Source organism: Streptomyces sp. NPDC005494, assembly GCF_042872025.1.
Lineage (GTDB): Bacteria > Actinomycetota > Actinomycetes > Streptomycetales > Streptomycetaceae > Streptomyces.
Genome location: NZ_JBIAJR010000002.1, coordinates 561,622 through 583,664 on the forward strand (window position 1 = coordinate 561,622; position 22,043 = coordinate 583,664).

Below are 22,043 nucleotides of genomic sequence, written 5' to 3' on the forward strand. Positions count from 1 at the left end.
AGCCTGGGAGTGGTGCCATGGGCAAGAGGCGACCGCACAAACGGAACCGCCGCTTCGACAGGGAGGGCGGCTTGCCGGGGGACAGCCTCCGGCAGCCCTCCGCAGCCGCACGCAGAGAACCCCACCCGCCTGCCCCCGAAGACCATGCCCTGCACGCAATGACGGTGCTGTCCCGCACGCTGTTCGACACCCGGGACGAAAGCGAGATCCTGCGCCTGGCCATGGACCACATCGCCGCCGGCGCCGGGCCGTACAGCGCCGAGGCCGGTTACCTTCTCGAAGCGGACGGTGACCTGGTCCCCAGCCCGGGGAACCGCCAGGACCACGCCTCGACCGTGGACCGGAGAGTGCGGGACCTGGCGGGGCAAGACGGCACTGTGGCCGTCCCCGGCAGGCATCGGGGCCAAGCCCTGGGGCTGCGCGGACTCGAGGGACTGCACGGTTACCTCGTGGTGACGTCCCGGTCCCCGCCCACCGAAGCCGAGCGGTCCCTGCTCGCCACACTCATCCGGCACACGGCTGCTGCGCTGTCGGTCGCCTTCGCGCACCGCCGCCGCCGCGAGGAGGCATGGGAGCTGCAAGGGCTCAGGGAGGAACGCGCAGCCCTCCAGCGGCAGCTCGCCGCCGTCGTGGCTGAGCTGGCGTACCGGCGTGCTGTACACGCACTCATGGCCGACGTCGCCGCCGCGGGCGGTGACGAGGAGGCCGTCACTCGCGCTCTGTACGGCCTGACCGGACTCCCAGCCCTGGTCGAGGACCGCTTCGGCCGGCTGAGGTCCTGGGCAGGCCCCGGCCGGCCTGACCCCTATCCGGAGCCGGACCCCGTGCGCCAGGACGCCCTGCTCCAGGCCGCAGCCCGGGAGGCCGGGCCCGCGCGGATCGCGGGCCGGCTGATCGCTCTGGTTCGCCCGCACGGCGAGGTCCTGGGGATGCTGGCTGTGGTCGATCCCCGGGGCGAGGCTGACGAGCACACCGTGCTCGCTCTGGAACAGGCCGCCACGTCGCTCGCCCCGGAGCTGGCGCACCTGCGCAACCTGGCCGAAGTGGAACTGAGGCTGCACCGCGAGCTGGCCGATGACCTACTGGCAGGAACGGACGAGACCAGCGCCTACGCCAGGGCCGAGGCCGTCGGACACGACCTGCACCGCAGCCACTACATCGTTGTGGTGCAGTGGTCGGACCGGGCTGCGGATGATTCCTTCGCGCAGACCGTGGGCCGGGCGGCCTCTGCCGTGGGCATGCGCTCACTGCTGACCCGACGTGCCGACCACGTGGTCCTGCTTGTCGATGACAGGCCGCACGCTCGAGCGCTGTACGAGGCGCTCACCCTGGAAACAGGGACGCCGTCCGGGAGCGTCGGCGTGAGCGCCCGGTGCGATGCCCCCGACGACATTCCCCAGCGTTATCAGGAGGCCCAGCGCGCCCTGGAAGTGCGCCGGCACTCCCGCAAGCGATACGGCATGACCTTCTTCGACCAACTCGGCCTCTATCGCATCCTGGGGCCTGGCAACGATATCCAGGAACTGGAGGCGTTCGTCCACGAGTGGCTCGGGCAACTCATCATTTACGACGCCCGGAACAACTCCGCCATGGCGGAGACCTTGGCCCGGTACTTCGACTGCGGCGGCAACTACGACGAGACGGCCGCATCCCTCGCCATCCACCGCAGCACGCTGCGCTACAGACTCCAGCGCATCCGCGAGATCAGCGGCAACGACCTCGCGAACGTCGAGGACCGGCTCAACCTCCAGGTGGCGACCCGAGTGTGGAAGATCGTGCTGGGCGGATCCGGCTGATGCCTCGTACAAGAGCCGGGCTCGTGACTGCGCAGCAGCATGTTCGCCCGCCGCCGACGACGCCTGCGCTCCCTGTTGGTTGCGCGAGCGGCGGCAGCGCACGGCCCCAGGCTGCGCAACGTGCATGGACTACGTCCAAGAGAGCCGCTTCATCGTGGCCGCCCTTCGACCGGCACTCTCGTCACGCGTGATCCCCAGGCTTCTTCGAAGCACCGGACATCTCCGCAAGCCTGTGAGTGAATCCGGGTGCCGGCGTGGCGGTGGCGTCGGCCAGATTCAGCGGTGTTCCAAGAGAGCCCGGGTCTCCACGTTGATCTGCTGAGCCTCTCCGGTGGGGACGACGACGACGGGAACTCGCGCGCCGGGCTCGCTGATGATCTCGGGACGTTCGGCGACCACTGGTCGCAGGCCTCCCACGAGGCCGAACACGGACAGCCCGGCGCACACCTCCTCACGCACCTCGGGCTGATCCTCGCCGATCTCGCCGGTGAAGACGAGAGCGTCCAGGCGGCTGAGGGATGCGGCCATGCCCGCGATGCCGCGACGGCACTGGTGGGTGAAGACGTCGAGGGCGAGTGCGGCGCGCGCGTCGCCTGCCGCCCGGCTGCGGACCAGGTCGCGCGTGTCGTCCGAAGTGCCGGAGAGGGCGAGCAGGCCGGACCTGTGGTGCAGAGTGTCCTCGATCTCGTTCGCAGACACATCCTTCCGGGCGATCAGCCAGGTCAGCGCGCCAGGGTCGACGCTGCCGCTGCGACGGCTCATCACCAGCCCCTCCAAGGGCGTAAAGCCCATCGTCGTGTCGACACTGCGCCCCTCGCGCACCGCGCAGGCGGAGCAGCCACCGCCAAGATGCGCCATCACCAGGTGAAGCTGCTCGGGACGGCGGTCGAGCAGTTCAGCGGTGCGGGCCAGCGCCCAGGCGTAGGACAAGCCGTGGAAGCCGTAGCGGCGCAGGCCGTATCCGTCGCGCCAGCTGGAAGGCACCGCGTACTCCCGTGCCGCAACGGGCAAGCCGGCGTGGAAGACGGTGTCGAAGCAGGCGACGTGCGGAACTTCCGGCAGCAGATCCCGAGCCGCGTCCAGAACCGTCAGTGCTTGGGGGACGTGCAGGGGCGCGAGTTCTGCCACCCGGCTCAAGCGGGCACGCACAGCGTCGTCCAGCACAGTGTGGCTGCGCAGCTCCGATCCGCCGTGGACGATGCGGTGACCCACGGCTGTAGGAGCCGGCCCTCCCTTCAGCAACTGCCGCAGCGATTCGGTCGCCCCCTCATCGGGCGGAGAGTCACTGTGATGTTCGTCGAGGACTTGACCACCGGCACCGAAGACCGTCAGACGCAAGCTCGATGACCCCGCGTCAGTCACCAGTACCGGGGTGGTTGGTGTGTGCACGCACCGATCCTCTCCCTCGTTCCGCAGATATGCCTGGAAACCGGTTGCGAGATCTTCGTAGCGGCCCCATGCACTATGCCGGGCGGTGACGCGGCACGACGGTCAGTGCCGGGAGCGATCGCTTGCCCGGTGTGACGCCGCTTCTCGCGCGTTCGCCCTCTGCCGGTCTCCCTCGCTCTTCATCCGCGTGTCACCCAGCGCGATGCCGTCACTCCGCCTCTTCAACCCTGCTAGCTGCCGGACCTTGGTGGTGATCAACTCTGCCATTCTGGTCATCGGTCCTCCGCTTCATGGACGGTGAGGCGCGGTGCACGGCCACTGCCAGCAGCCCTTGCACCGCAGGGCGTCATGAGACTGCCGGGCAGGGTGCCCTTCCATCACAAGCCTGACATATCCGGGCAGACATCAGCATCGTCGCCGCCGCCGGCGGACGAGGACCGCTGGGTGGCCCCCCGTCGGCGTACGAGCGCCGGGTGGGCAAGCTCCCGCATGCGTGAAGGTCGCACAGCCGTGATGCTGGCGGAGACCGGGCGCCGGCCGGAGGAGCCGTCCCCGCGCTCATGAGAGAAAGGACGATCCGATGGCCGGCAAGGGCAAGGGCAAGAACAAGAAGCTGTCCAGTGGCGACGACGTCACCTGGAAGAGCCACGGACAGGATGTCGAAGGCACCGTCACACGGAAGGTCGACAAGCGTACGGAGGCAGCCGGGCGGACCGTGGACGCCTCCAAGGAGGAGCCGCAGTACGAGGTGGAGAGCGACAAGACGGGCAGGACCGCGGTCCACAAGCCCGAGTCGCTCCGTAAGAAGGCCGGCGACTCGTGAGCGGCGGACGGGGCGAAGAGCGGCAGGAGACCCTCGACCGCTTCGGTGAGGCGGTCAACATGACGGCCGGCGAACTCGAGAAGTGGCTCGAAACGGACCAGGCGCAGGAGGTGGGGCAGAAGAACGGCAGCGGGGAATCGACCGGCCACGCATCCGGTCGCCGGATCGTGGAGCTCCTGCGCACCAAGAAGGCCGACCTGAGTGACGACGACCTCGCGCACATGCGCAAAGTGGTCGGCTACGTCCACCGGCACACCGAGCAACGCCCACAGGGGGACGTCACCGACACCCCCTGGCGCTACTCGCTGATGAACTGGGGACACGACCCCGAGAAGTAGGCTCCGAGCGCCCTTCCGCCTCGGTGCGTGACGGCCGTCGTGGACGCTCCCGCTACCGTCCCGGGCTGCCGCGAGCGCTCCCGCTGCGTCAAGGGCGACGGAGACCGAAGCTGGAAGAAGAAGGATTTCGAGGGCGCTCGGCCGGGAAGCCGGGATGTCCACCACACGATCCGATTCCTGCGTACGGAGCAAAGGAGCGGTCGCCATGTCGAACCCGCAGCAGCCGGAGCAGAGGCGCAGCGACAAAGGTGCTGCAACGCCTCAGGGCAGTGCCGAGCTGAAGGCTGAGGAACGGACGACACCCGGCGGCGCCGGCCGGGCGCACGGCACGGACAAGGACGGGGCGAAGGGCGGCGGCCGCGGCGGCGACACTCCGCCCGAGCAGCAGCCCGACCACCCGTGACCCCACCGCCGAATGCACGGGGGCGCTTCGGCCCCCCACGTCGCCGATTCGCGCTGCGCACGGAAGCGCCCCGTACGACCCCCTCGGGCCCCGGCGCGGCGGGGCCGGACCTGACCGCGCCGGTCGGATGCGCCTGCCGTCGACAGCGGGCGGGAGAAGGAGGACGGTATGCCTGCTGGATCCAGCGCCAAGCGGGAACGTCAGTACGAACACATCAAGGAGAGCCAGGAGAAGCGTGGCGCCTCCGAGGGGCGGGCCGAGGAGATCGCCGCCAGGACCGTGAACAAGGAGCGGGCCCGGTCGGGCGAGTCGAAGGAAGCCGGCAAGACGTCGACACAGGACAAGAAGTCCGCCTACAGCCGCGGGGGCGAACGCTCGCACAAGGGCGCTCAGGGGCCTACGAAAGACCAGCTCTACGAGGAGGCCAAGAAGAAGAACATCGACGGGCGCTCCTCCATGACCAAGGACGAACTGCGCAAGGCACTCGGCCGTTGAAGACGGTCCGGGCGTCACCGGAACAACCGGAACCCGGCGGCCGGGGCGGATGACCGGTCCCCGGTGAGGAGGGAAACGGATGAACACCGCAGGCGCGGCGATCTTCGACGTGGACGGCACGCTGACCGACACCAACCACCTTCATGTGGTGGCGTGGTGGGAGGCCTTCCGGCAAGCAGGGCACCTCGTGCCGATGCCGGACATCCACCGGGCGGTCGGGCTCAGCTCCGGAGACCTGATCGAGCGACTGCTCGGAGCCGACCGCGACAGTGAAGAAGACTCCGCCATCAGTGACGCACACAAGGTGCTCTACGGGACGTACTACGACCGGCTTCCCGCCTTCGAAGGCGCGAGCGCTCTGCTGCGTGCCCTGGCGGAGCGCGACTGGCGAGTCGTGCTCGCCACCTCGGCGAGCGGCCCGGAGCTGACGGCCCTGCGCCGAGCGGTGGACGCGGACGACGCCATCTGGGACACGGCGAGCTCGAGTGATGTCGCCGAGGGAAAACCCTCTCCTGAGCCGGTGCGGCTGGCCTGTGAACTGGCGGGCGTCCGCACCGACGAAGCCGTGTTCGTGGGCGACAGTGTGTGGGACATGGAGGCGGCCGGCCGGGCGGGGGTGCGCTCGGTGGCGGTGCTGTCCGGCGGCATCCCTCGCGCCGAGCTGGAGCGGGCGGGCGCGGGCTCGGTCTACCACGACGTCGCTGAGCTGCTGGTCCGCCTGGGCGACAGCCCGTTCGGGTCGGCGGTCTCCTGACGGAGCTCCGGCTCGCACCACCGGCTGGTCTTCGCGTGCCTGCCGATGTCCTCGGAGGATGGCAGGAAGCTACGGCCGGTGGTCGAGGAACCTGCCCAAGAACGAGCGGCGGAGAAGACCTCGCCGCCCAGGCTCGGCCGGGCAGAGTCCGTGGGCGGCCGTCACGCCAGGGGCGAAGGCGAAGGAACGGGTGGTGCCGGTCAGCACGAACAGCCGCTGAAGCTGTGCGGGCAGCGGCACGAGCACGATCAGCCGGCCGGTGCCGCTCCCGTCCAGAAGAGCGTGGACGAGAGAGCTGTCGGCGAAGCGGACACAGGTGAGGTCCAGGACCGGCCGCGATGCCTGTAAGGCCTGCAGTGCACGCGTGAGGGTATGAACGGTGTCGCAGTCGATCTCTCCGGCCACCCGGAGCAGGACGGTCGGCTGCGGCGCGTTCGCCGGAGTCAGGGAATGGGCCTCGACGGTCATCCGCCCCGGCACGGTAGGCCTCTTGTGCTTCCGGGCGCGCTTCGACGAGGTGGGATGCGAAGAGAAGCTCTGGATCACGACTGCCGCCCTGAGTGGTCGGGACCTCTCCTTCCGCGCACGGAAGGAGAGTGCGGCCGGCCCCTACGGCCACCGCACGGTTGAGGAGGTCCGTACCCGAGGCGCCCTCGGTGGTGGGGACGCGGCGGCGCGGGTATCGCCAACGGCTGTACTGAGCCTGCCCGGTTCCCGGGCGCGCAACCGAAGTGCGCCCGTATTCCCGTAGCTGTGAACTGTGCGAGCGTCAGTGCCAGGAGCCGCCGGGCGGCCGATCGGTACAGGAGGAGCGGCGCGACGGCGCGGCGCCGGCCGGGGGGGCCTACGCGCCGTCTGCCGGAGTGGCGGTGCGGCGGGTCGGCCCCCACGAGGGACCGGATGGCCCAGCTCATGTGTCGCTTCCGTCGGCGTGGGGTACCCCTGATCAGTCGCTGTCCGAATTTTCCCGGCGCTGATCGTTCCGCGCGTGGGACTGACCGATCGGAACGTCATTTCGGGTGACGGGAGTCGTCGCGTGCGGCGGGTGCGCGTGAGGCCCGGCCAGGGCAGGTTCCGCAGAGGCTCGTACCGTCCGTTCCAGCCTTCACCTCGCTCGTTTTCGCCCTCCTGTACCGGGAAGCCGCACATCATGGACCACTCGAAAGCTCCCGTCCTGGACGCTCTGCGGGCGTACCAGGCGCAAGAGCAGCTGCCGTTCACCCCACCCGGCCACAAGCAGGGCCGTGGGGCAGACCCGAGAGTGCGAGCTGTTCTCGGAGACGCTCTCTTCGGCGCGGACATGCTCGCCGTGTCCGGCCTGGACGACCGGACACAGTCGCAGAAGGTCCTGGAGCGCGCGGAAGGCCTGATGGCCGATGCCGTCGGCGCGGATCACACGTTCTTCTCCACCTGTGGCAGTTCACTTTCGGTGAAGGCCGCCATGCTGTCCGTTGCCGGGCCGCACGAGAAGCTGCTGGTAGGACGTGACGCGCACAAATCCGTGATCTCCGGCCTGATCCTCGCCGGTATTCGCCCGGTGTGGGTCGACCCCCAGTGGGACCCGGATCTGCACCTCGCGCACCCGCCCGCTCCCGAGGCCTTCCGGGCGGCATTCGAGCGGCATCCCGATGCGAGGGGTGCGCTGGTCACCAGCCCCACCCCGTACGGAACCTGCGCCGACATCGGAGCCATCGCGGCTCTGTGCCACGAGCGCGGCGTACCGCTGATCGTGGACGAGGCGTGGGGAGCGCACCTGCCCTTCCATCCGGAGCTCCCCGCCTGGGCCATGGACGCCGGCGCGGACGTCTGCGTGACGTCGGTCCACAAAATGGGGTCCGGGCTCGAACAGGGATCGGTTTTCCACCTGCAGGGCGAACTGGTCGCCGCCCAGACCCTCGCCTCCCGCGCCGACCTGCTGGACACCACCAGCCCTTCGGTCCTCATCTACGCGGCACTGGACGGCTGGCGTCGCCAGATGGTGGAGAACGGCCGTGAGCTCCTGGACGAGACCCTGGCGAGGGCCCGGCGCGTACGCGCCGCCATCGAGGAGATCGACGGCCTCCACGTCAACGACCGCGACGACTTCTGCGCGCCCGGTCGTGCCTTCGACATGGATCCCCTCCAGGTCTTCATCGATCTGAGCGGGGTGAAGTTCAGCGGTTACGACGCCGCCGACTGGATGCGCCGAAACCACCGCATCAACCTGCACACGTCCGACCACCGTCGGATCAACGCCCAGCTCACCTACGCCGACGACGACAGGACGACGGAGCGGCTGCTCGACGGTCTGCGTGACCTCGTGGCCCGTGCCGACGAGCTGCCACCGGCCCCGGACATCCGCATCCCGGACCCCGGCGATCTCCGTCTCCAGCAGGCGACGCTTCCGCGCGACGCCTTCTTCGGCGACGTCGAACAGGTCCCCGCGGACCAGGCGGTCGGCCGCGTCTGTGCCGAGATGCTCACCCCCTACCCGCCAGGGATCCCGGCAGCCCTTCCCGGCGAGTTGCTGGACCAGGCCGCAGTGGAATACCTGCGGACCGGTGTCAGCGGGGGGATGCTCGTTCCCGACGCCGCCGACAGCACGATGGGTACGATCCGTGTGTCCGTGCACGATGTGGGCGCCGACTGACCGGACGCCGTAGGACGGATCCGGCATCCAGCGCCCTCCCAGGCACGCAACGCCCATCCGCGCGGCGAGGCTTGCGACGGGCTGGGCGATGCCGGCGAAACCCACGGCGGCGAACACCGCTGACCTGCCGTCCCAGCCCCGGAGGCGCCGAGCCCCCGAAGGGCTGGCCCGGGGGGGGCCTCCCACCGCGTAGCTGACGCATTGTCGGGTTCAGGTGCCGTCGCCGCCCTTGCCCAGGGGATCCGCAAACCCCATGCCGGGTTCGAGGACGTCCCTCCGGCCTCCGTGCCTGGCCTTCTCGAGCTCGGTGACGGAGGGGTGGTGGAGGTCGAACGCGGGTGACTCGGAGCGGATCTTGGGCATGGTGGAGAAGTTGTGCCGCGGAGGCGGGCAGGACGTGGCCCATTCCAGGGAGCGGCCGTAGCCCCAGGGGTCGTCGACGTCGATGCGCTTGCCGGTTCTCGCCGTCTTCCAGACGTTGTAGAGGAAGGGAAGCGTGGAGGCACCCAGGAGGAAGGCTCCGACGGAGGAGACGGTGTTCAGCGCGGTGAAGCCGTCGGCGGCGAGGTAGTCGGCATAGCGGCGCGGCATGCCTTCGGCGCCGAGCCAGTGCATGACGAGGAAAGTGGTGTGGAAGCCGATGAACAGGGTCCAGAAATGGATCTTGCCGAGGCGTTCGTCGAGCATGGTGCCGGTCATCTTGGGCCACCAGAAGTGGAAGCCGGCGAACGTGGCGAAGACGACCGTGCCGAAGACGACGTAGTGGAAGTGGGCCACGACGAAGTAGCTGTCCGTGACATGGAAGTCCATCGGCGGCGAGGCCAGGATGATGCCGGTCAGTCCGCCGAAGAGGAAGGTCACGAGAAAGCCGATCGACCACAGCATGGGTGTCTCGAACGACAGCGACCCCTTCCACATGGTGCCGATCCAGTTGAAGAACTTCACCCCGGTCGGAACGGCGATGAGGAAGGTCATGAAGGAGAAGAAGGGCAGGAGAACCGCTCCGGTGGCGAACATGTGGTGTGCCCACACGGTCGCGGACAGGCCGGCGATCGCGATCGTGGCGCCGACCAGGCCCACATAACCGAAGACCGGCTTACGGGAGAAGACCGGGAGGATCTCCGTGATGATGCCGAAGAACGGCAGGGCGATGATGTAGACCTCGGGATGTCCGAAGAACCAGAACAGGTGCTGCCACAGGAGCGCGCCACCGTTCTCCGCGTTGAAGACCTGCGCGCCGAACTTCCGGTCGGCTTCCAGTACGAGCAGGGCCGCGGCCAGAACGGGGAAGGCGAGCAGGACCAGCACGGACGTCAGGAGAATGTTCCAGGTGAAGATCGGCATCCGGAACATGGTCATGCCCGGAGCGCGCATACAGATGATCGTGGCGATGAAGTTGACCGCGCCCAGAATGGTGCCGAACCCGGACAGCGCCAGGCCCATGATCCACATGTCGCCGCCGATGTACGGGGTGCGTTCACCCCCGCTGAGCGGTGTGTAGGCGGTCCAGCCGAAGTCGGCAGCGCCCTGCGAAGTCAGCAAGCTGCTGACGACGATGAGCCCGCCGAAGAGGAACAGCCAGAAGGACAGCATGTTCAGCCGGGGGAAAGCCACGTCGGGAGCGCCGATCTGCAACGGCATGACCGCGTTGGCGAACCCGGCGAACGTGGGAGTGGCGAAGAAGAGCAGCATGATCGTGCCGTGCAACGTGAATGTCTGGTTGTACTGCTCAGGAGACAGGACCTGCAGTCCGGGACGGGCCAACTCCGCGCGCAGCAGCAGCGCCATGACGCCGGCGATGACGAAGAAGAAGAACGAAGCCCCCAGATACAGGTGGCCGATCTTCTTGTGATCCGTCGTGGTCAGCCAGCTGACCACGACACCACCCCGACCTCGCTTCTCGACGGGCACCAAGGTAGGTGGTTCGGTGGTCGATACGCCCATGTCCTGGACTCCCCTGAGCGACGGCGAAGCAGTTCGAGCGCGCAGGCCGTGCCGCCGAACTGCCGAATTGGCAACCCCTTGTCTATCGGCACCCGTGTATCCGCAGAGACGTTGACCACCCGGGCAAACGGGTGACAGGACAGTCAGGTAGATGGGTCGAAGCGCGGTCACGAGCTCGTGTCGTCGCTGCGAGGTACGACGACAACTGCCCCCCTCGCCGGGCAGGCGAGGGGGGCAGCAGACGCATCGGCGCCTCAGCGCCGTGTGCGGACGAGCAGGTAGACGAAGTACGGAGCCCCGATCACCGCGGTCATCAGTCCGGCACCGAGCTGGGCCGGCGCGATCACCGTGCGCCCTGCCAGGTCCGCGAGGCAGACCAGCAGAGCTCCGAGCAGGACCGAGACCGGGACCACCCGCACGTGCCGGCGGCCGACCAGGGCGCGGGCCGCGTGCGGGGCGACCAGTCCGACGAAGCCGATCGTGCCCGCCGCCGCCACCGCGGTGGAGCTGAGCAGCACCGCCGCCACGAGGAAGCCGAGGCGTGCCCGGGGGAGTCCGAGACCGAGGAGTCGCGGGGTGTCCTCGTCGAGCGCGACGAGGTCCAGTTCCCTGCGGCGTACCACGGCCAGGACGATGCCCACGGCGAGCACGACCGCCACCGGCACCACGTCGGGCATGTTCCGTCCGTAGGTCGATCCGGAAAGCCAGGTGAGCGCCCTCGTCGTGTCGAACGGGTCGCTGAGCACGATCACCAGGCTGATCAGCGCCGCAGCGGCAGCTGACACCCCGACCCCGAGCAGGACGAGCTTGTTCTGCCCGAAACCGCTCCGCGCCGCCAGCCCGAAGACGACCGACGCGGTCACCGCCGCCCCGCCGAACGCCGCTCCCGCGACTGCCCACGAGCCGGGGGCCTCCACGGTGGTGACCAGCAGGACGGCGCCGAGACCGGCGCCGCCGGACACACCCAGAATGCCGGGTTCGGCGAGCGGGTTACGGGTCACCGCCTGCACCAGAGTGCCGGACAGGGCCAGCGCGGCACCCGCGAGGAGGGCGGCGGTCACCCGGGGCACCCGGGTGTCGAGCACGAACGTGACGACCCTGCCGGCCCTGCCCTGGGCCCAGTTCACGACATCGCCGAGCAGCAGCTTCGAGTCGCCGAGGAGCACTGCGGCCACCATCACGCCGACGAGGACGACGGCGAGGACGACCACGGTGACGAGGAACGCCGTCCGCCCGGGGATCCGCAGCCGGTCCGGAGCCTCCGCCGAGGCGGTGTCACGGGCGCGGAGTGCCATGACGACGAGGAACACCCCGCCCACCACGGTGGTGACGACACCGGTCGGCACCTCCACGGCGGTGTCGGCGGGTACGACCGCGCGCAGCAGGACATCGGACAGAAGGACGAGCGCGGCGCCCACGAGTCCCGCCACGGGCATGCTCAGGCGGGAACGGACCAGACCCCGGAACCGGCGGGCGAGCGGGCGGACCAGCGCGGGCGCGCAGAGACCGACGAAGCCGATCGGCCCGGCGAGCGTGACCGCCGCCGCCGAGAGGAGGGTGGCGAGCACGACCGTGGTCACCCGTGTTCCACGGACGGGCACGCCCAGTCCGCGCGCCGCGTCGTCGCCCAGGGCCAGGGCGTCGACACGCCGGGCGACCAGCAGGAGCCCGACGAAGCCGACGGCGATGACCGGAGCCATCTGCGCCACGCCGTCGAACCCGTTCTGGCCGACGCTGCCCTGGTTCCAGGCGTACAGACCCTCGGTCTGCTGGGGGAACAGGAGCAGCAGGGCCTCGGTCGCCGCGTTCAGGCCCAACGCGAGGGCGCTGCCCGCGAGCACCAGCCGCACGGTGCCCCTGCCCAGCCCGGACAGGCCGAGCACGATCGCCGCCGCGGCGAGTCCGCCGACGAACGCGGCGCCGGACGAGGCGAGGAGCGGCAGGGTGGTGCCGGTGGCGGCGAGCACCCCGAGCGCCAGGTAGGAGCCCGCGTTCACGGCGAGGGTGTCCGGCGAGGCGAGCACGTTGCGGCTGACCGCCTGCAACGCGGAGCCGGCCATGCCCAGCGCCAGGCCGACGAGGACGGCGGCGACCATCCTCGGCAGCCGGGAAGCCACGACGACGGAGGCGTCCCCCGCCTCGGCGTTCCCCGTCAGCGCGTCCCAGACCTGCGACGCGCCGACGTCGGCGGTGCCCTGGGTGATGTCGACGGCGGCGAGCACCGCGACGAGCAGCACGAGCGTGGCCGTCACGGCGACCGCGCCCGTCGTGGCCGCGGCGGTGCGGTCACGGCCGACCGCGGTCTTGTCGATGACGGCCACGGCCGGCTACTTCTTCGTCAGGGCGTCGACGAGGGAGTCGATGTACGCCTCCATCGAGCGGGGGCCACCGAACATCCAGACTCCGTCGGGCAGTCGGTGCACGTTGCCGGCCTTCACGAACGGCAGGGACTTCCACACGGCGTTCTTGGCGAGGGGGCCGGTGAAGGTGTCACCGTCGACGTCGTTGGCGACGTACGGGAAGTGGACGTCACCGAGGCCGGTGAGCCCTTCGACGTCGGTGGTGGCGAGGCCGTAGGCCTCGTCCCCTTCCACGGTCCAGGCGTTCTTCAGACCGAGCCGCTCGTTGACGGCGCCCAGGAGGGATCCGCTCGTGTAGGCGCGGATGGAGACCTGGTTCGATGCCTCGTAGCCGTCGGCGGTGGCGATCTCGGCGCCGTCCAGACCGGCGTCCGCGAGGGCCTTCTTGCCTTCGGTGACGCTAGCCTCGAAGTCCTCCTTCAGGGCGTCCGCCTCGTCCTCCTTGCCGGTGGCCTTGGCGATGAGGTCGAGACCGTTCGTCATTGTGCCGATCTGGTCGGAGGCGTCGGCGGCCTTCACCTCCAGGACGGGTGCGACCTTGCGGAGCTGCTTCACCACGGCCGGCGCGAGGTCGCTGGTGGCGACGACGAGGTCGGGGGCGAGGGCGGCGACGGTGTCGATGCTCGGCTCGCCACGGGTCCCGATGTCCTTGGGGCTACCGGTGAGCGGGGCCGAGGTGTTCCACGCGGTGTAGCCCTTCACGTCTGCGACACCGACGGGGGCGACGCCGAGAGCGACCAGGTCCTCGACCACGTTCCACTCGGTGGCGACGACCTTCGTGGCCGGGCCGTCGAGGGTCACCTTCGTGCCCTTGTCGTCGGTGAGGGTGATCTTTCCCGCGGGCTTGGCCGAAGCGGCGGCGTCGTCGGTCGAGGGCTCCGTGGTTCCGCAGGCGGCCAGGGAGAGGGCGGCGACGGCGACGGTGGCCGAGGCGAGGAGATGGCGTCTCATGGGGAGGTGCTGAGCCTTTCGGATCTGGAGTGGTGGCGGCCTATCGCGCGGGTGCGCAGTCTGCCGGTGGAGGGGTCGTGGTCGACGTCGATGCGGATGCCGTAGACGTCGGAGAGGAGGTCCGGTGTGAACACGTCCTCGGGGGCGCCGTCGGCGACGATGCGGCCCGCGTGCAGCAGGGCGACCCGGTCGGCGACGGCTGCGGCCTGGTCGAGGTCGTGCAGCACGACGCCCACGGCGATCCCGTGGTCGTCGGCGAGATCGCGCATCAGGTCGAGGAGTTCGACCTGGTAGCGGAGATCGAGGTAGGTGGTGGGCTCGTCGAGGAGCAGCACGCCGGTCTCCTGCGCGAGGCAGCTCGCGAGCCAGACGCGCTGGAGCTGACCGCCGGAGAGCTGTTCGACGCCCCGTCCGGCAAGGTCCTCGACCCCGGTGAGATGAAGTGCCCGGTCCACGGCGGCGGTCCCCCGGGGGTCGGGACGGCCCCAGCGGCCCCTGTAGGGGTAGCGGCCGAAGTCGACCACGTCCCTGACCGTGAGTCCGCCGGGCGTCGAGCGGGACTGGGTGAGGAGCGCGACGCGGCGTGCGAACTCGCGTGCGCCGAGGGCGAGGCCGTCGGTGGCCTCGTCCGTACCGGCGCCGACCGTCAGCGTGCCGATGCGCGCGCTCTGCAGCCGGGCGAGAGTGCGCAGCAGCGTCGACTTGCCGCTGCCGTTCGGGCCCACCAGGGCCGTCACCTCCGCGGGGCGCAGGGTGATGGACGCCTCGTGCACGACGTCGACCTGACCGTACGCCACGGTCACCCCGTCGGCGGACAGGCCGTGACCGCGCGAGGGCGGCACGGCGGCAGCCACAAGGGTGTCCACAGCCCTGGAAGTGATCTCACCAGCTCTCATGCCGATTAGGTTAGCCTGACCTTAGCTTATGGGTAAACGGCCCCCCTCCTTCAACGGGTCGGGAGCCGTCGCCGCCGGAGAGGGGTGTCCTCACGCCGACGGGTTCCGGCTGCCGGGGGAGGCTGCCGCGCCCGGGCGCTCTCCGCCGCACCCGTTCGCATGCGCGCGGGTAGGCCGTACCGCGCGAGGGTTGCGGCGCCGGTGATGTGGCAACTCGACTGTGAGGCGGGTGACTTGGTCGAGCCGTTCGGCGTCCGAGGGTGAGGGCCGGAGTGGGGCCGCCGTGCTGCTGTGGTGCGGCCCGGACCTGGGGTGGACAGTACTGCGCGGCGGCCCCCCGGGGGAGACCGCCGCGCGCGTGCTGACGGCGTCTGCCGCCGGGATGTCAGGGGCGGCTGGTCAGATAGCCGCCCATGGTGGCGAAGTACTCGGCGGCGGGCATCTCCCGGCCGTCCTCCGTGCGTACGCGAGTGATCGCCAGACCGTGGTTGCGGCCGGTGCGCGCGTCGGAACCGGCGACGATCACCACACCGTCGCCCTCCCGGTAGAAGATACGGCCGGGCGTTCCGCCGTAGCGGCCCTCGGAGACCACTGCGGCCAGGACCTCCAGGCGCCTGCCCTTGTGGAAGGTGAAGGCGCTGGGGTACGGCTCGGACTGGGCGCGCACCAGGCGTTCGAGGTCCTCCGCCGGCCAGCCCCAGTCGATGCGGATGTCCTCGGCGGACCGCTTGTGGAAGAAGCTCGCCCGGGAGCGGTCCTGGGGCGTGAACTCCGTGGTGCCGGAGGCGATGAGGTCGAGTGCCCCGATGGTGACCGGGCCGATCAGGTCGACGGTCTTGTGGAAGAGATCCGTGGTGGTGTCCTTCGGGCTCACCGGCACGGCCTCCTGCCGGACGATGTCCCCGGCGTCGAGCTCGTCGTTCATCATGTGCGCGGTGACGCCCACCTCGGACTCGCCGTTGATCAGCGCCCAGATCAGCGGGGAGAAGCCGGCGTACTTCGGCAGCAGCGAGTCGTGCACGTTCAGGGTGCCGTGGCGTGGGAGGCGGAAGATGCGCGGCGGGATCCATGTGCGCCAGTTGTTGGCCACGATGATGTCCGGGTCCGCCTCCTTCAGACGCTCGAACAGCTCCTCGTCGTCGGGCCGGTTGCGTATGAGCACGGGGACGCCGTGGTCCTCGGCCAGATCGGCGACGGAGTCGCTCCAGATCTTCTCGTACGCGTGCTCGCTCTTGGGGTGGGTCACGACCAGCACGACGTCGTGCTCGGAGTCCAGGAGGGCTTGCAGGGTTCGGTGCCCCCAGGTCTGGTAACCGAACATGACGACCCGCATGGGGTTCCTCCTCAGCGCAGGGATTGACCGACGTTCAGTAAAGCGAGGCTCACCTAACTTTGCAACGGGTGCCCTCCGGAGGGCAGTTGGTGACCGTGCTGTCGACCTGCTCGTCCGTTTTGCCCTATCGACAGCTCTGCGAGATGAGCTTAGGCTCACCTAAGTTTCAGCGGGCCAGTCCTCGGGCGTGCCCGCCGCTCAACCTTCCCCACGCCTGATAGGCGGCTTGCCCGCACGATGGGAGTGACATGTCTCAGGTTCTGCCTGGCGACGCACCACAGGTCCATGACCTCATTGGAATCGGCTTCGGCCCGTCCAACGTGGCCATGGCGATCGCGCTCAGCGAGCACAACGCAGGCGCCGGCACACGGGAGACGGTCAGCGCTCACTTCTTCGAGCAGCAGCCGCGCTTCGGCTGGCACCGTGGGATGCTGATCGACGACGCGACCATGCAGGTGTCCTTCCTCAAGGACCTGGTGACGCTCCGGAACCCGACCAGCGAATTCAGCTTCCTCTGCTATCTGAAGAGCAAGGGCAGGCTGGTCGACTTCATCAACCACAAGAACCTCTTCCCCCTGCGGGTCGAGTTCCACGACTACTTCGAGTGGGCCGCGGCCAAGGTCGACGACATGGTCTCGTACGGCCATGAGGTCGTCGGCGTGACACCCGTGCTCCGCGACGGCGTCGTGGAGCATGTGGATGTGACGGTCCGTTCGAACGACGGCCTCGTGGTCCACCGGGCCCGCAACGTCCTCATCGGGACAGGGCTGCGGCCGCTCGTCCCGGAGGGCGTGGAGCGCGGCGAGCGCGTCTGGCACAACTCCGAACTGCTCGCGAAGGTCCAGGAGCTGGACGACAGCGCCACGCCCACCCGGTTCGTGGTGGTCGGAGCGGGACAGAGCGCCGCCGAGAACGTCGCGTATCTGCACCGCCGCTTCCCCGAGGCCGAGGTCTGTGCCGTCTTCTCCCGCTACGGCTACAGCCCCGCCGACGACAGCAGCTTCGCCAACCGGATCTTCGACCCCGACGCCGTCGACGAGTACTTCGCTGCGCCCGAGGACGTCAAGCGACGGCTGATGGACTACCACGGCAACACCAACTACTCCGTGGTGGACATCGACCTGATCGACGACCTGTACCGCCAGATGTACCAGGAGAAGGTGCTGGGCACCGAGCGGCTGCGCTTCCTCAACGTGTCCCGGCTCGTCGGCGTCGAGGAAGCACCGGACAAGGCCCGTGCGACGGTGAAGTCCCTCGTCACCGGCGAGGAGACCGTCCTGGACGCCGATGTGGTGGTCTTCGCCACCGGCTACAGCCCTGTCGACCCCCTCGGTCTCCTCGGCGACGTCGCGGACCACTGCCTCCGCGACGAGGAGGGGCGCGTTCGTGTCGAGCGCGACTACCGCATCGCCACGGACCCCGAACTCCGCTGCGGCATCTACCTCCAGGGCGGCACCGAGCACACGCACGGCATCACGTCCGCCCTGCTGTCCAACACCGCCATCAGGGTCGGCGAGATACTCGACTCGTTGCTGGACCGGGGGGTCAAGGCAGCTTCCGACGAGGCCCGGCTGGTCGCGGACGGGTCCGGCTCGGCGGCGTAGGGGCTTCAGGTCCGCCCTCGTCTCCGGCTGCGCCCCGCCGGGGACGGGTACGGCTCCCGGCACGGAGCCAGGGCGGCATCTCAGGTGCGTGACCTGCCCAACTACCCATGCGTGCACGGTGGATCAAAGGGATATCGTACGTCGACATGAGCACGACTGCTGTGGAGCGTCCCGCGCCCAGGGGTGCGACGGAGGCCCGCCGACTGCGGGCCGGTGGCCTGGGTGCGCTCGTCGCGGTCCTGGTGGTCGCGGCGGCCGTGTCGCTGGCCGTCGGCCCGCGGGCGCTGAGCCCCGGCGAGGTGTGGCACGGGCTGTTCGCGTCCCCGGACGCCGACGGGGGCCTCACCGAGATCCGGCTCATCGTGCAGACGGTGCGGGTGCCCCGGACGGTGCTCGCGGTCGTCGCCGGCATCGCCCTCGGCATCGGCGGATCCCTGATCCAGGGGTACACGCGCAACCCGATCGCCGACACCGGCCTGCTGGGGGTCAACGCGGGTGCCTCGTTCGCGGTGGTGTCCGTGATCGCCGTGCTCGGCCTTTCCAACCCCTTCCACTACGTCTGGTTCGCGTTCATGGGCGCGGGGGCCGCCGGCGTGGTGGTGTTCGGGCTGTCGAGCATCGGCCGGGGCGCGGGCAACCCCCTGACCCTCGCGCTGGCCGGGCAAGGGGTGACCGTGTTCCTCGCGGCGATGACGACCGCCGTGGCGCTGTCCGACCAGAAGTCGCTGAACGCACTGCGCTTCTGGAACTCGGGCTCCATGGCCGGTGTGGGGTTCGACGTCATCTGGCCGGTCACCGCGTTCGTCGTGGCCGGACTCGTACTGGCCCTGTCCACGCTTCCCTCCCTCAATCTGCTCAACCTGGGCGACGACGTGGCACGCGGGCTCGGGGTGAACATCGCGGTGAGCCGGACCGTCGGCATCCTCGCGATCACCCTGCTGGCCGGCGCGGCGACGGCGGCCTGCGGTCCCATCGCGTTCCTCGGGCTCATGGTGGCCCACGTGGCCCGCTCCCTGACCGGTCCGGACTACCGCTGGCTGGTGCCGTACGCGGGCCTGCTGGGTGCTGTGCTCCTGCTGGTCTGCGACATCGTGGGGCGTGTGGTGGTGCGGCCGGGGGAGCTGGACGCGGGCGTCGTCGTCTCCCTCCTGGGCGCCCCGTTCTTCGCGGTTCTGGTGTGGCGAGGAAAGTTCAGGAGCGCATGAACGCGACAGATGTGAAACCGCGGACGATCCCCGGCGTAAGGGTCGGCCAGGTGTCCTTCGTGTGGCGCCCCTGGCTCGTCGGCGTCACGCTGCTGCTGGCCGGGGCGGCCTTCCTGGTGTTCTGCCTGTCCATCGCTGTGGGTGACTTCCCCATCGGCCTCTCCCGCGTCATGGCCACGATCGTGGGCCGGGGTGAGCAGGTGGACGAGTTCGTCGTCATGGATCTGCGGATGCCGCGTGCCCTGGCCGGGCTGGTCGTGGGGATCGCGCTGGGGGTCTCCGGCGCCATCACGCAGTCCGTCGCACGCAATCCGCTGGCGAGCCCCGACATCCTGGGGATCACCGGGGGAGCCGGCGCGGCGGCGGTCTGCCTGGTGACGGTGTCGGGCGGTACCGCCGCCGCCGTCCTCAGCACGGTGGGCCTGTCCGCCGCGGCACTCGTGGGCGGTCTGGGCACGGGACTGCTCGTGTACCTCCTGGCCTGGCGGCGCGGCATCGACGGCTTCCGGCTCATCCTCATCGGACTCGCGGTGAGCGCCGTCATGGAGGCGATCACGACCTGGCTCCTGGCCTCGGCCGACATCCGGGACGTCGCCCGGGCCCAGGCGTGGCTGGTCGGCTCGCTGGACAACCGGTCCTGGGACGAGGTCCGCCTTGCCCTGTGGTGCACGGTGCTGCTCATGGCGGTCGTGGCGTGCGTCGCCTTCCAGTTCAAGCCGATGCACCTGGGTGACGACATCGCCGCGGGGCTGGGTGTGCGCCATGCGAGGGTGCGAGCCGTCCTGCTGCTGTGCGCGGTGCTGCTGGCCGCGGCGGCGGTGAGTGCGGCGGGCCCCGTGCCGTTCGTCGCGCTGGTGGCTCCGCAGGTCGCGATGCGCCTGGCACGGTGCCCCACGCCGCCGATGGTGGCGTCCGGGCTCGTGGGCGCGGTGCTGCTGACCGGCGCGGACCTGATCGCGCGTGCGGCGCTGCCCGTCACTCTCCCGGTGGGCGTGGTCACCGCGGCGGTCGGCGGGCCTTTCCTGGTGTATCTGCTGGTGCGGGCGAACCTCAGGTAGTAGATGAAGCACTCGATGGACAACCCGGACGAGGGGGGCCCGTGGCGGCTCAGCACATGACCAGGACCGAATCCCCGGCCGACGACGCCCCACGGCTCGAGGCCAGGGGAGTGTCGGTCGGGTACGGCGGCCGGACCGTCATCGACGGTCTCGACGTCGCGATCCCGCCAGGCCTGATCACGACGATCATCGGGCCCAACGGCTGTGGGAAATCCACGTTGCTGCGCACCCTTACACGACTGCTCAAGCCGACCGTCGGTTCGGTCGTCCTGGACGGCGCGGACATCGGCACGCTCAGGACCAGGGAGGTGGCGAAGAAGCTCGGCCTGCTCCCGCAGGCCCCGGTCGCGCCCGAGGGACTGACGGTGGCCGACCTCGTCGCGCGGGGGCGCCATCCGCACCAGAGCTGGCTGCGGCAGTGGTCGTCCGACGACGCCTCCGTGGTGGAGCGCGCGCTCGCCATGACAGGGGTCTCGGAGCTGGCCGACCGTCCTGTCGACTCACTGTCCGGCGGCCAGCGCCAGCGCGTCTGGATATCGATGACGCTGGCTCAGGGCACCGACCTCCTGCTGCTGGACGAGCCGACCACCTATCTGGACCTGGCGCACGCGATCGACGTACTCGACCTGGTGGACGACCTGCACGAGTCGGGCCGCACCGTGGTCATGGTGCTCCACGACCTCAACCTGGCCACCCGGTACAGCGACAACCTCGTCGTGATGCGAGCGGGGGAGATCCTCGCTCAGGGGCACCCGCGCGACGTGATCACGGCGGAGTTGCTTCAGGAGGCATTCGGGCTGCGGGCCAAGGTGATCGACGACCCGGTGGGTGACCGCCCGCTGATCGTGCCGATAGGTCGTACGCACGTTCATCTCAACTGAGGTTTTCCGTACGGAATTTGAAAAAGTTAGGCTAGGCTAACCTCATCTCCCTTGGGTAAGGTTTGGCTGCCCTTGGACGGGGTGCAGCGAACGGCGCGAAAGCAGGGGATTGCGGATGCTTTTCCAGAGAACGACGTTTCTGAAGCCGTGGCGGCGGGTGGCCGCGACACTGTCGGCCGTGACCCTCGGCGTCGGCCTCCTCGCGGGATGCGGTTCCGATGCGGAGGACGGGGCGAGCGGCAAGGCCACCACCCCGGCCTCGGAAGCCGGTGCGTTCCCCGTCACCGTGGAGCACGCGTTCGGCTCGACCGAGATCACCAAGGCCCCCCAGCGGGTCGTGTCCGTCGGCTACACCGACGACCAGGCCATCCTCGCGCTCGGCATCAAGCCCGTCGGCATGGTGGACCAGTACCCCAACCCGGCGGGCAAGTCCCCCGACATCAACACCCAGTGGCCCTGGGTGAAGGACAAGTGGGGCGACACGCGCCCCGAGGTCGTCATGAGCAACGGCGACTCGGGCCCCAACTACGAGAAGATCGCATCGCTGCGCCCCGACCTCATCGTCGCGGTCTACTCCGAGATCGACCAGGCCGCCTACGACAAGCTGTCCAAGATCGCCCCGACCGTGGGCCGCACCAAGGCCGAGAAGGAACTCTTCAGCGCACCGTGGCAGGACAACGCGGTGCACATCGCGAAGGCGCTCGGCAAGGAGGACGAGGGCGCCGCGCTGGTGAAGGGCATCCAGGACAAGCTCGACGCGGCCGCCGAGGCCCACCCGGAGTTCGCCGGCCAGACCGCCGTCGCGCTGTCCTGGTACGAGGACTCGGTCGCACCGTTCACCACCACCGACGTACGCGGACGCCTGGTGACGGGCATCGGCTTCAAGGGCACGACCAAGATCGACGAGATCGCCGAAGGCAAGTTCTACACCCAGCTCTCCCCCGAGCGCATGGACCTGATCGACGTCGACCGCATCTTCGTCATCAACGACAAGGCGGACCAGGACGCGCTGAAGAAGTTCGAGCTCTTCGCCAACCTGACCGCGGCCAAGGAGGGGAAGGTCTCCTACCTGCTGGACAGCGAGGGCCCCGCGGTCGGCGCGGCCATGTCCCAGGGCACCCTGCTCTCCCTGCCGTACGCGATCGACGAGCTCGTCAAGTCGGTCGAGCAGTGACGCCGGTCCG

Annotated in this window: 19 protein-coding genes; 12 read left to right on the forward strand and 7 right to left on the reverse strand. The window is 69.6% G+C overall.

What is annotated here, in order from left to right:
• Window positions 1-158 precede the first annotated feature (158 nt).
• A complete protein-coding gene (locus ACFYQ6_RS08290) occupies window positions 159-1,796 on the forward strand; it encodes a helix-turn-helix domain-containing protein (protein ID WP_361585868.1) in 1,638 nt (545 codons plus the stop codon).
• 276 nt (window positions 1,797-2,072) lie between these two features.
• Here ACFYQ6_RS08290 and ACFYQ6_RS08295 read toward each other — a convergent pair whose 3' ends face one another.
• Window positions 2,073-3,008 (reverse strand): acetate/propionate family kinase, encoded by a 936-nt coding sequence (locus ACFYQ6_RS08295; protein WP_361585871.1) that lies wholly within the window; start codon window positions 3,006-3,008, stop codon window positions 2,073-2,075.
• A 757-nt stretch (window positions 3,009-3,765) separates the two neighbouring features.
• On the opposite strand from ACFYQ6_RS08295, the gene ACFYQ6_RS08300 reads away from it, so the two are divergent.
• From ACFYQ6_RS08300 to ACFYQ6_RS08320, 5 genes are all read left to right on the forward strand, one after another.
• Window positions 3,766-4,008, forward strand: coding sequence for a DUF2945 domain-containing protein (locus ACFYQ6_RS08300; RefSeq protein WP_388761639.1), 243 nt, complete (start codon window positions 3,766-3,768; stop codon window positions 4,006-4,008).
• Entirely contained in the window at window positions 4,005-4,346 is a 342-nt protein-coding gene (locus tag ACFYQ6_RS08305) for a DUF3140 domain-containing protein (RefSeq protein ID WP_388761642.1), read from the forward strand. The genes ACFYQ6_RS08300 and ACFYQ6_RS08305 overlap by 4 nt, the downstream gene beginning before the upstream one ends.
• A gap of 205 nt (window positions 4,347-4,551) precedes the next feature.
• Complete coding sequence (locus ACFYQ6_RS08310; RefSeq protein WP_361585879.1) at window positions 4,552-4,749, forward strand: hypothetical protein; 198 nt, start codon at window positions 4,552-4,554, stop codon at window positions 4,747-4,749.
• Between the two features lie 168 nt (window positions 4,750-4,917).
• The gene (locus ACFYQ6_RS08315; protein ID WP_388761645.1) at window positions 4,918-5,244 is read left to right on the forward strand and encodes a plasmid stabilization protein; all 327 of its coding nucleotides are present in this window, start codon (window positions 4,918-4,920) and stop codon (window positions 5,242-5,244) included.
• 79 nt (window positions 5,245-5,323) lie between these two features.
• Window positions 5,324-5,998 carry an HAD family hydrolase gene (locus tag ACFYQ6_RS08320; protein WP_388761648.1) on the forward strand — a complete coding sequence of 225 codons (675 nt, stop codon included), beginning with the start codon at window positions 5,324-5,326 and terminating at the stop codon, window positions 5,996-5,998.
• Window positions 5,999-6,067: 69 nt separating this feature from the next.
• Here ACFYQ6_RS08320 and ACFYQ6_RS08325 read toward each other — a convergent pair whose 3' ends face one another.
• The gene (locus ACFYQ6_RS08325; RefSeq protein WP_388761651.1) at window positions 6,068-6,466 is read right to left on the reverse strand and encodes an STAS domain-containing protein; all 399 of its coding nucleotides are present in this window, start codon (window positions 6,464-6,466) and stop codon (window positions 6,068-6,070) included.
• A gap of 682 nt (window positions 6,467-7,148) precedes the next feature.
• Here ACFYQ6_RS08325 and ACFYQ6_RS08330 point away from each other — a divergent pair.
• The gene (locus ACFYQ6_RS08330) at window positions 7,149-8,627 is read left to right on the forward strand and encodes an aminotransferase class I/II-fold pyridoxal phosphate-dependent enzyme (protein WP_388761654.1); all 1,479 of its coding nucleotides are present in this window, start codon (window positions 7,149-7,151) and stop codon (window positions 8,625-8,627) included.
• A 210-nt stretch (window positions 8,628-8,837) separates the two neighbouring features.
• On the opposite strand, the gene ctaD is transcribed toward ACFYQ6_RS08330, so the two are convergent.
• The 5 genes from ctaD to ACFYQ6_RS08355 all read right to left on the reverse strand — a co-directional run bounded on the left by ctaD (window position 8,838) and on the right by ACFYQ6_RS08355 (window position 16,111).
• The gene (gene ctaD / locus ACFYQ6_RS08335; protein ID WP_361585890.1) at window positions 8,838-10,571 is read right to left on the reverse strand and encodes a cytochrome c oxidase subunit I; all 1,734 of its coding nucleotides are present in this window, start codon (window positions 10,569-10,571) and stop codon (window positions 8,838-8,840) included.
• A 254-nt stretch (window positions 10,572-10,825) separates the two neighbouring features.
• Window positions 10,826-12,892, reverse strand: coding sequence for an iron ABC transporter permease (locus tag ACFYQ6_RS08340; protein ID WP_361585893.1), 2,067 nt, complete (start codon window positions 12,890-12,892; stop codon window positions 10,826-10,828).
• Window positions 12,893-12,898: 6 nt separating this feature from the next.
• Window positions 12,899-13,882 (reverse strand): iron-siderophore ABC transporter substrate-binding protein, encoded by a 984-nt coding sequence (locus tag ACFYQ6_RS08345; protein ID WP_361585895.1) that lies wholly within the window; start codon window positions 13,880-13,882, stop codon window positions 12,899-12,901.
• On the reverse strand, window positions 13,879-14,778 hold the full coding sequence (locus ACFYQ6_RS08350) for an ABC transporter ATP-binding protein (protein ID WP_361585898.1): 900 nt from the start codon (window positions 14,776-14,778) through the stop codon (window positions 13,879-13,881). The genes ACFYQ6_RS08345 and ACFYQ6_RS08350 overlap by 4 nt, the downstream gene beginning before the upstream one ends.
• A gap of 385 nt (window positions 14,779-15,163) precedes the next feature.
• Window positions 15,164-16,111 carry a methionyl-tRNA formyltransferase gene (locus ACFYQ6_RS08355; protein ID WP_388761659.1) on the reverse strand — a complete coding sequence of 316 codons (948 nt, stop codon included), beginning with the start codon at window positions 16,109-16,111 and terminating at the stop codon, window positions 15,164-15,166.
• A 248-nt stretch (window positions 16,112-16,359) separates the two neighbouring features.
• Here ACFYQ6_RS08355 and ACFYQ6_RS08360 point away from each other — a divergent pair, with 248 nt between their 5' ends.
• From ACFYQ6_RS08360 to ACFYQ6_RS08380, 5 genes are all read left to right on the forward strand, one after another.
• Window positions 16,360-17,715 (forward strand): lysine N(6)-hydroxylase/L-ornithine N(5)-oxygenase family protein, encoded by a 1,356-nt coding sequence (locus ACFYQ6_RS08360; RefSeq protein WP_361585904.1) that lies wholly within the window; start codon window positions 16,360-16,362, stop codon window positions 17,713-17,715.
• A gap of 146 nt (window positions 17,716-17,861) precedes the next feature.
• The gene (locus tag ACFYQ6_RS08365) at window positions 17,862-18,920 is read left to right on the forward strand and encodes a FecCD family ABC transporter permease (RefSeq protein ID WP_388761662.1); all 1,059 of its coding nucleotides are present in this window, start codon (window positions 17,862-17,864) and stop codon (window positions 18,918-18,920) included.
• Window positions 18,917-19,978 (forward strand): iron chelate uptake ABC transporter family permease subunit, encoded by a 1,062-nt coding sequence (locus tag ACFYQ6_RS08370; protein WP_361585910.1) that lies wholly within the window; start codon window positions 18,917-18,919, stop codon window positions 19,976-19,978. Before ACFYQ6_RS08365 ends, ACFYQ6_RS08370 begins: the two co-directional genes overlap by 4 nt.
• 41 nt (window positions 19,979-20,019) lie before the next feature.
• A complete protein-coding gene (locus ACFYQ6_RS08375; protein ID WP_361585913.1) occupies window positions 20,020-20,859 on the forward strand; it encodes an ABC transporter ATP-binding protein in 840 nt (279 codons plus the stop codon).
• Between the two features lie 115 nt (window positions 20,860-20,974).
• Window positions 20,975-22,033 (forward strand): iron-siderophore ABC transporter substrate-binding protein, encoded by a 1,059-nt coding sequence (locus ACFYQ6_RS08380; RefSeq protein WP_361585916.1) that lies wholly within the window; start codon window positions 20,975-20,977, stop codon window positions 22,031-22,033.
• Window positions 22,034-22,043: the final 10 nt, after the last annotated feature.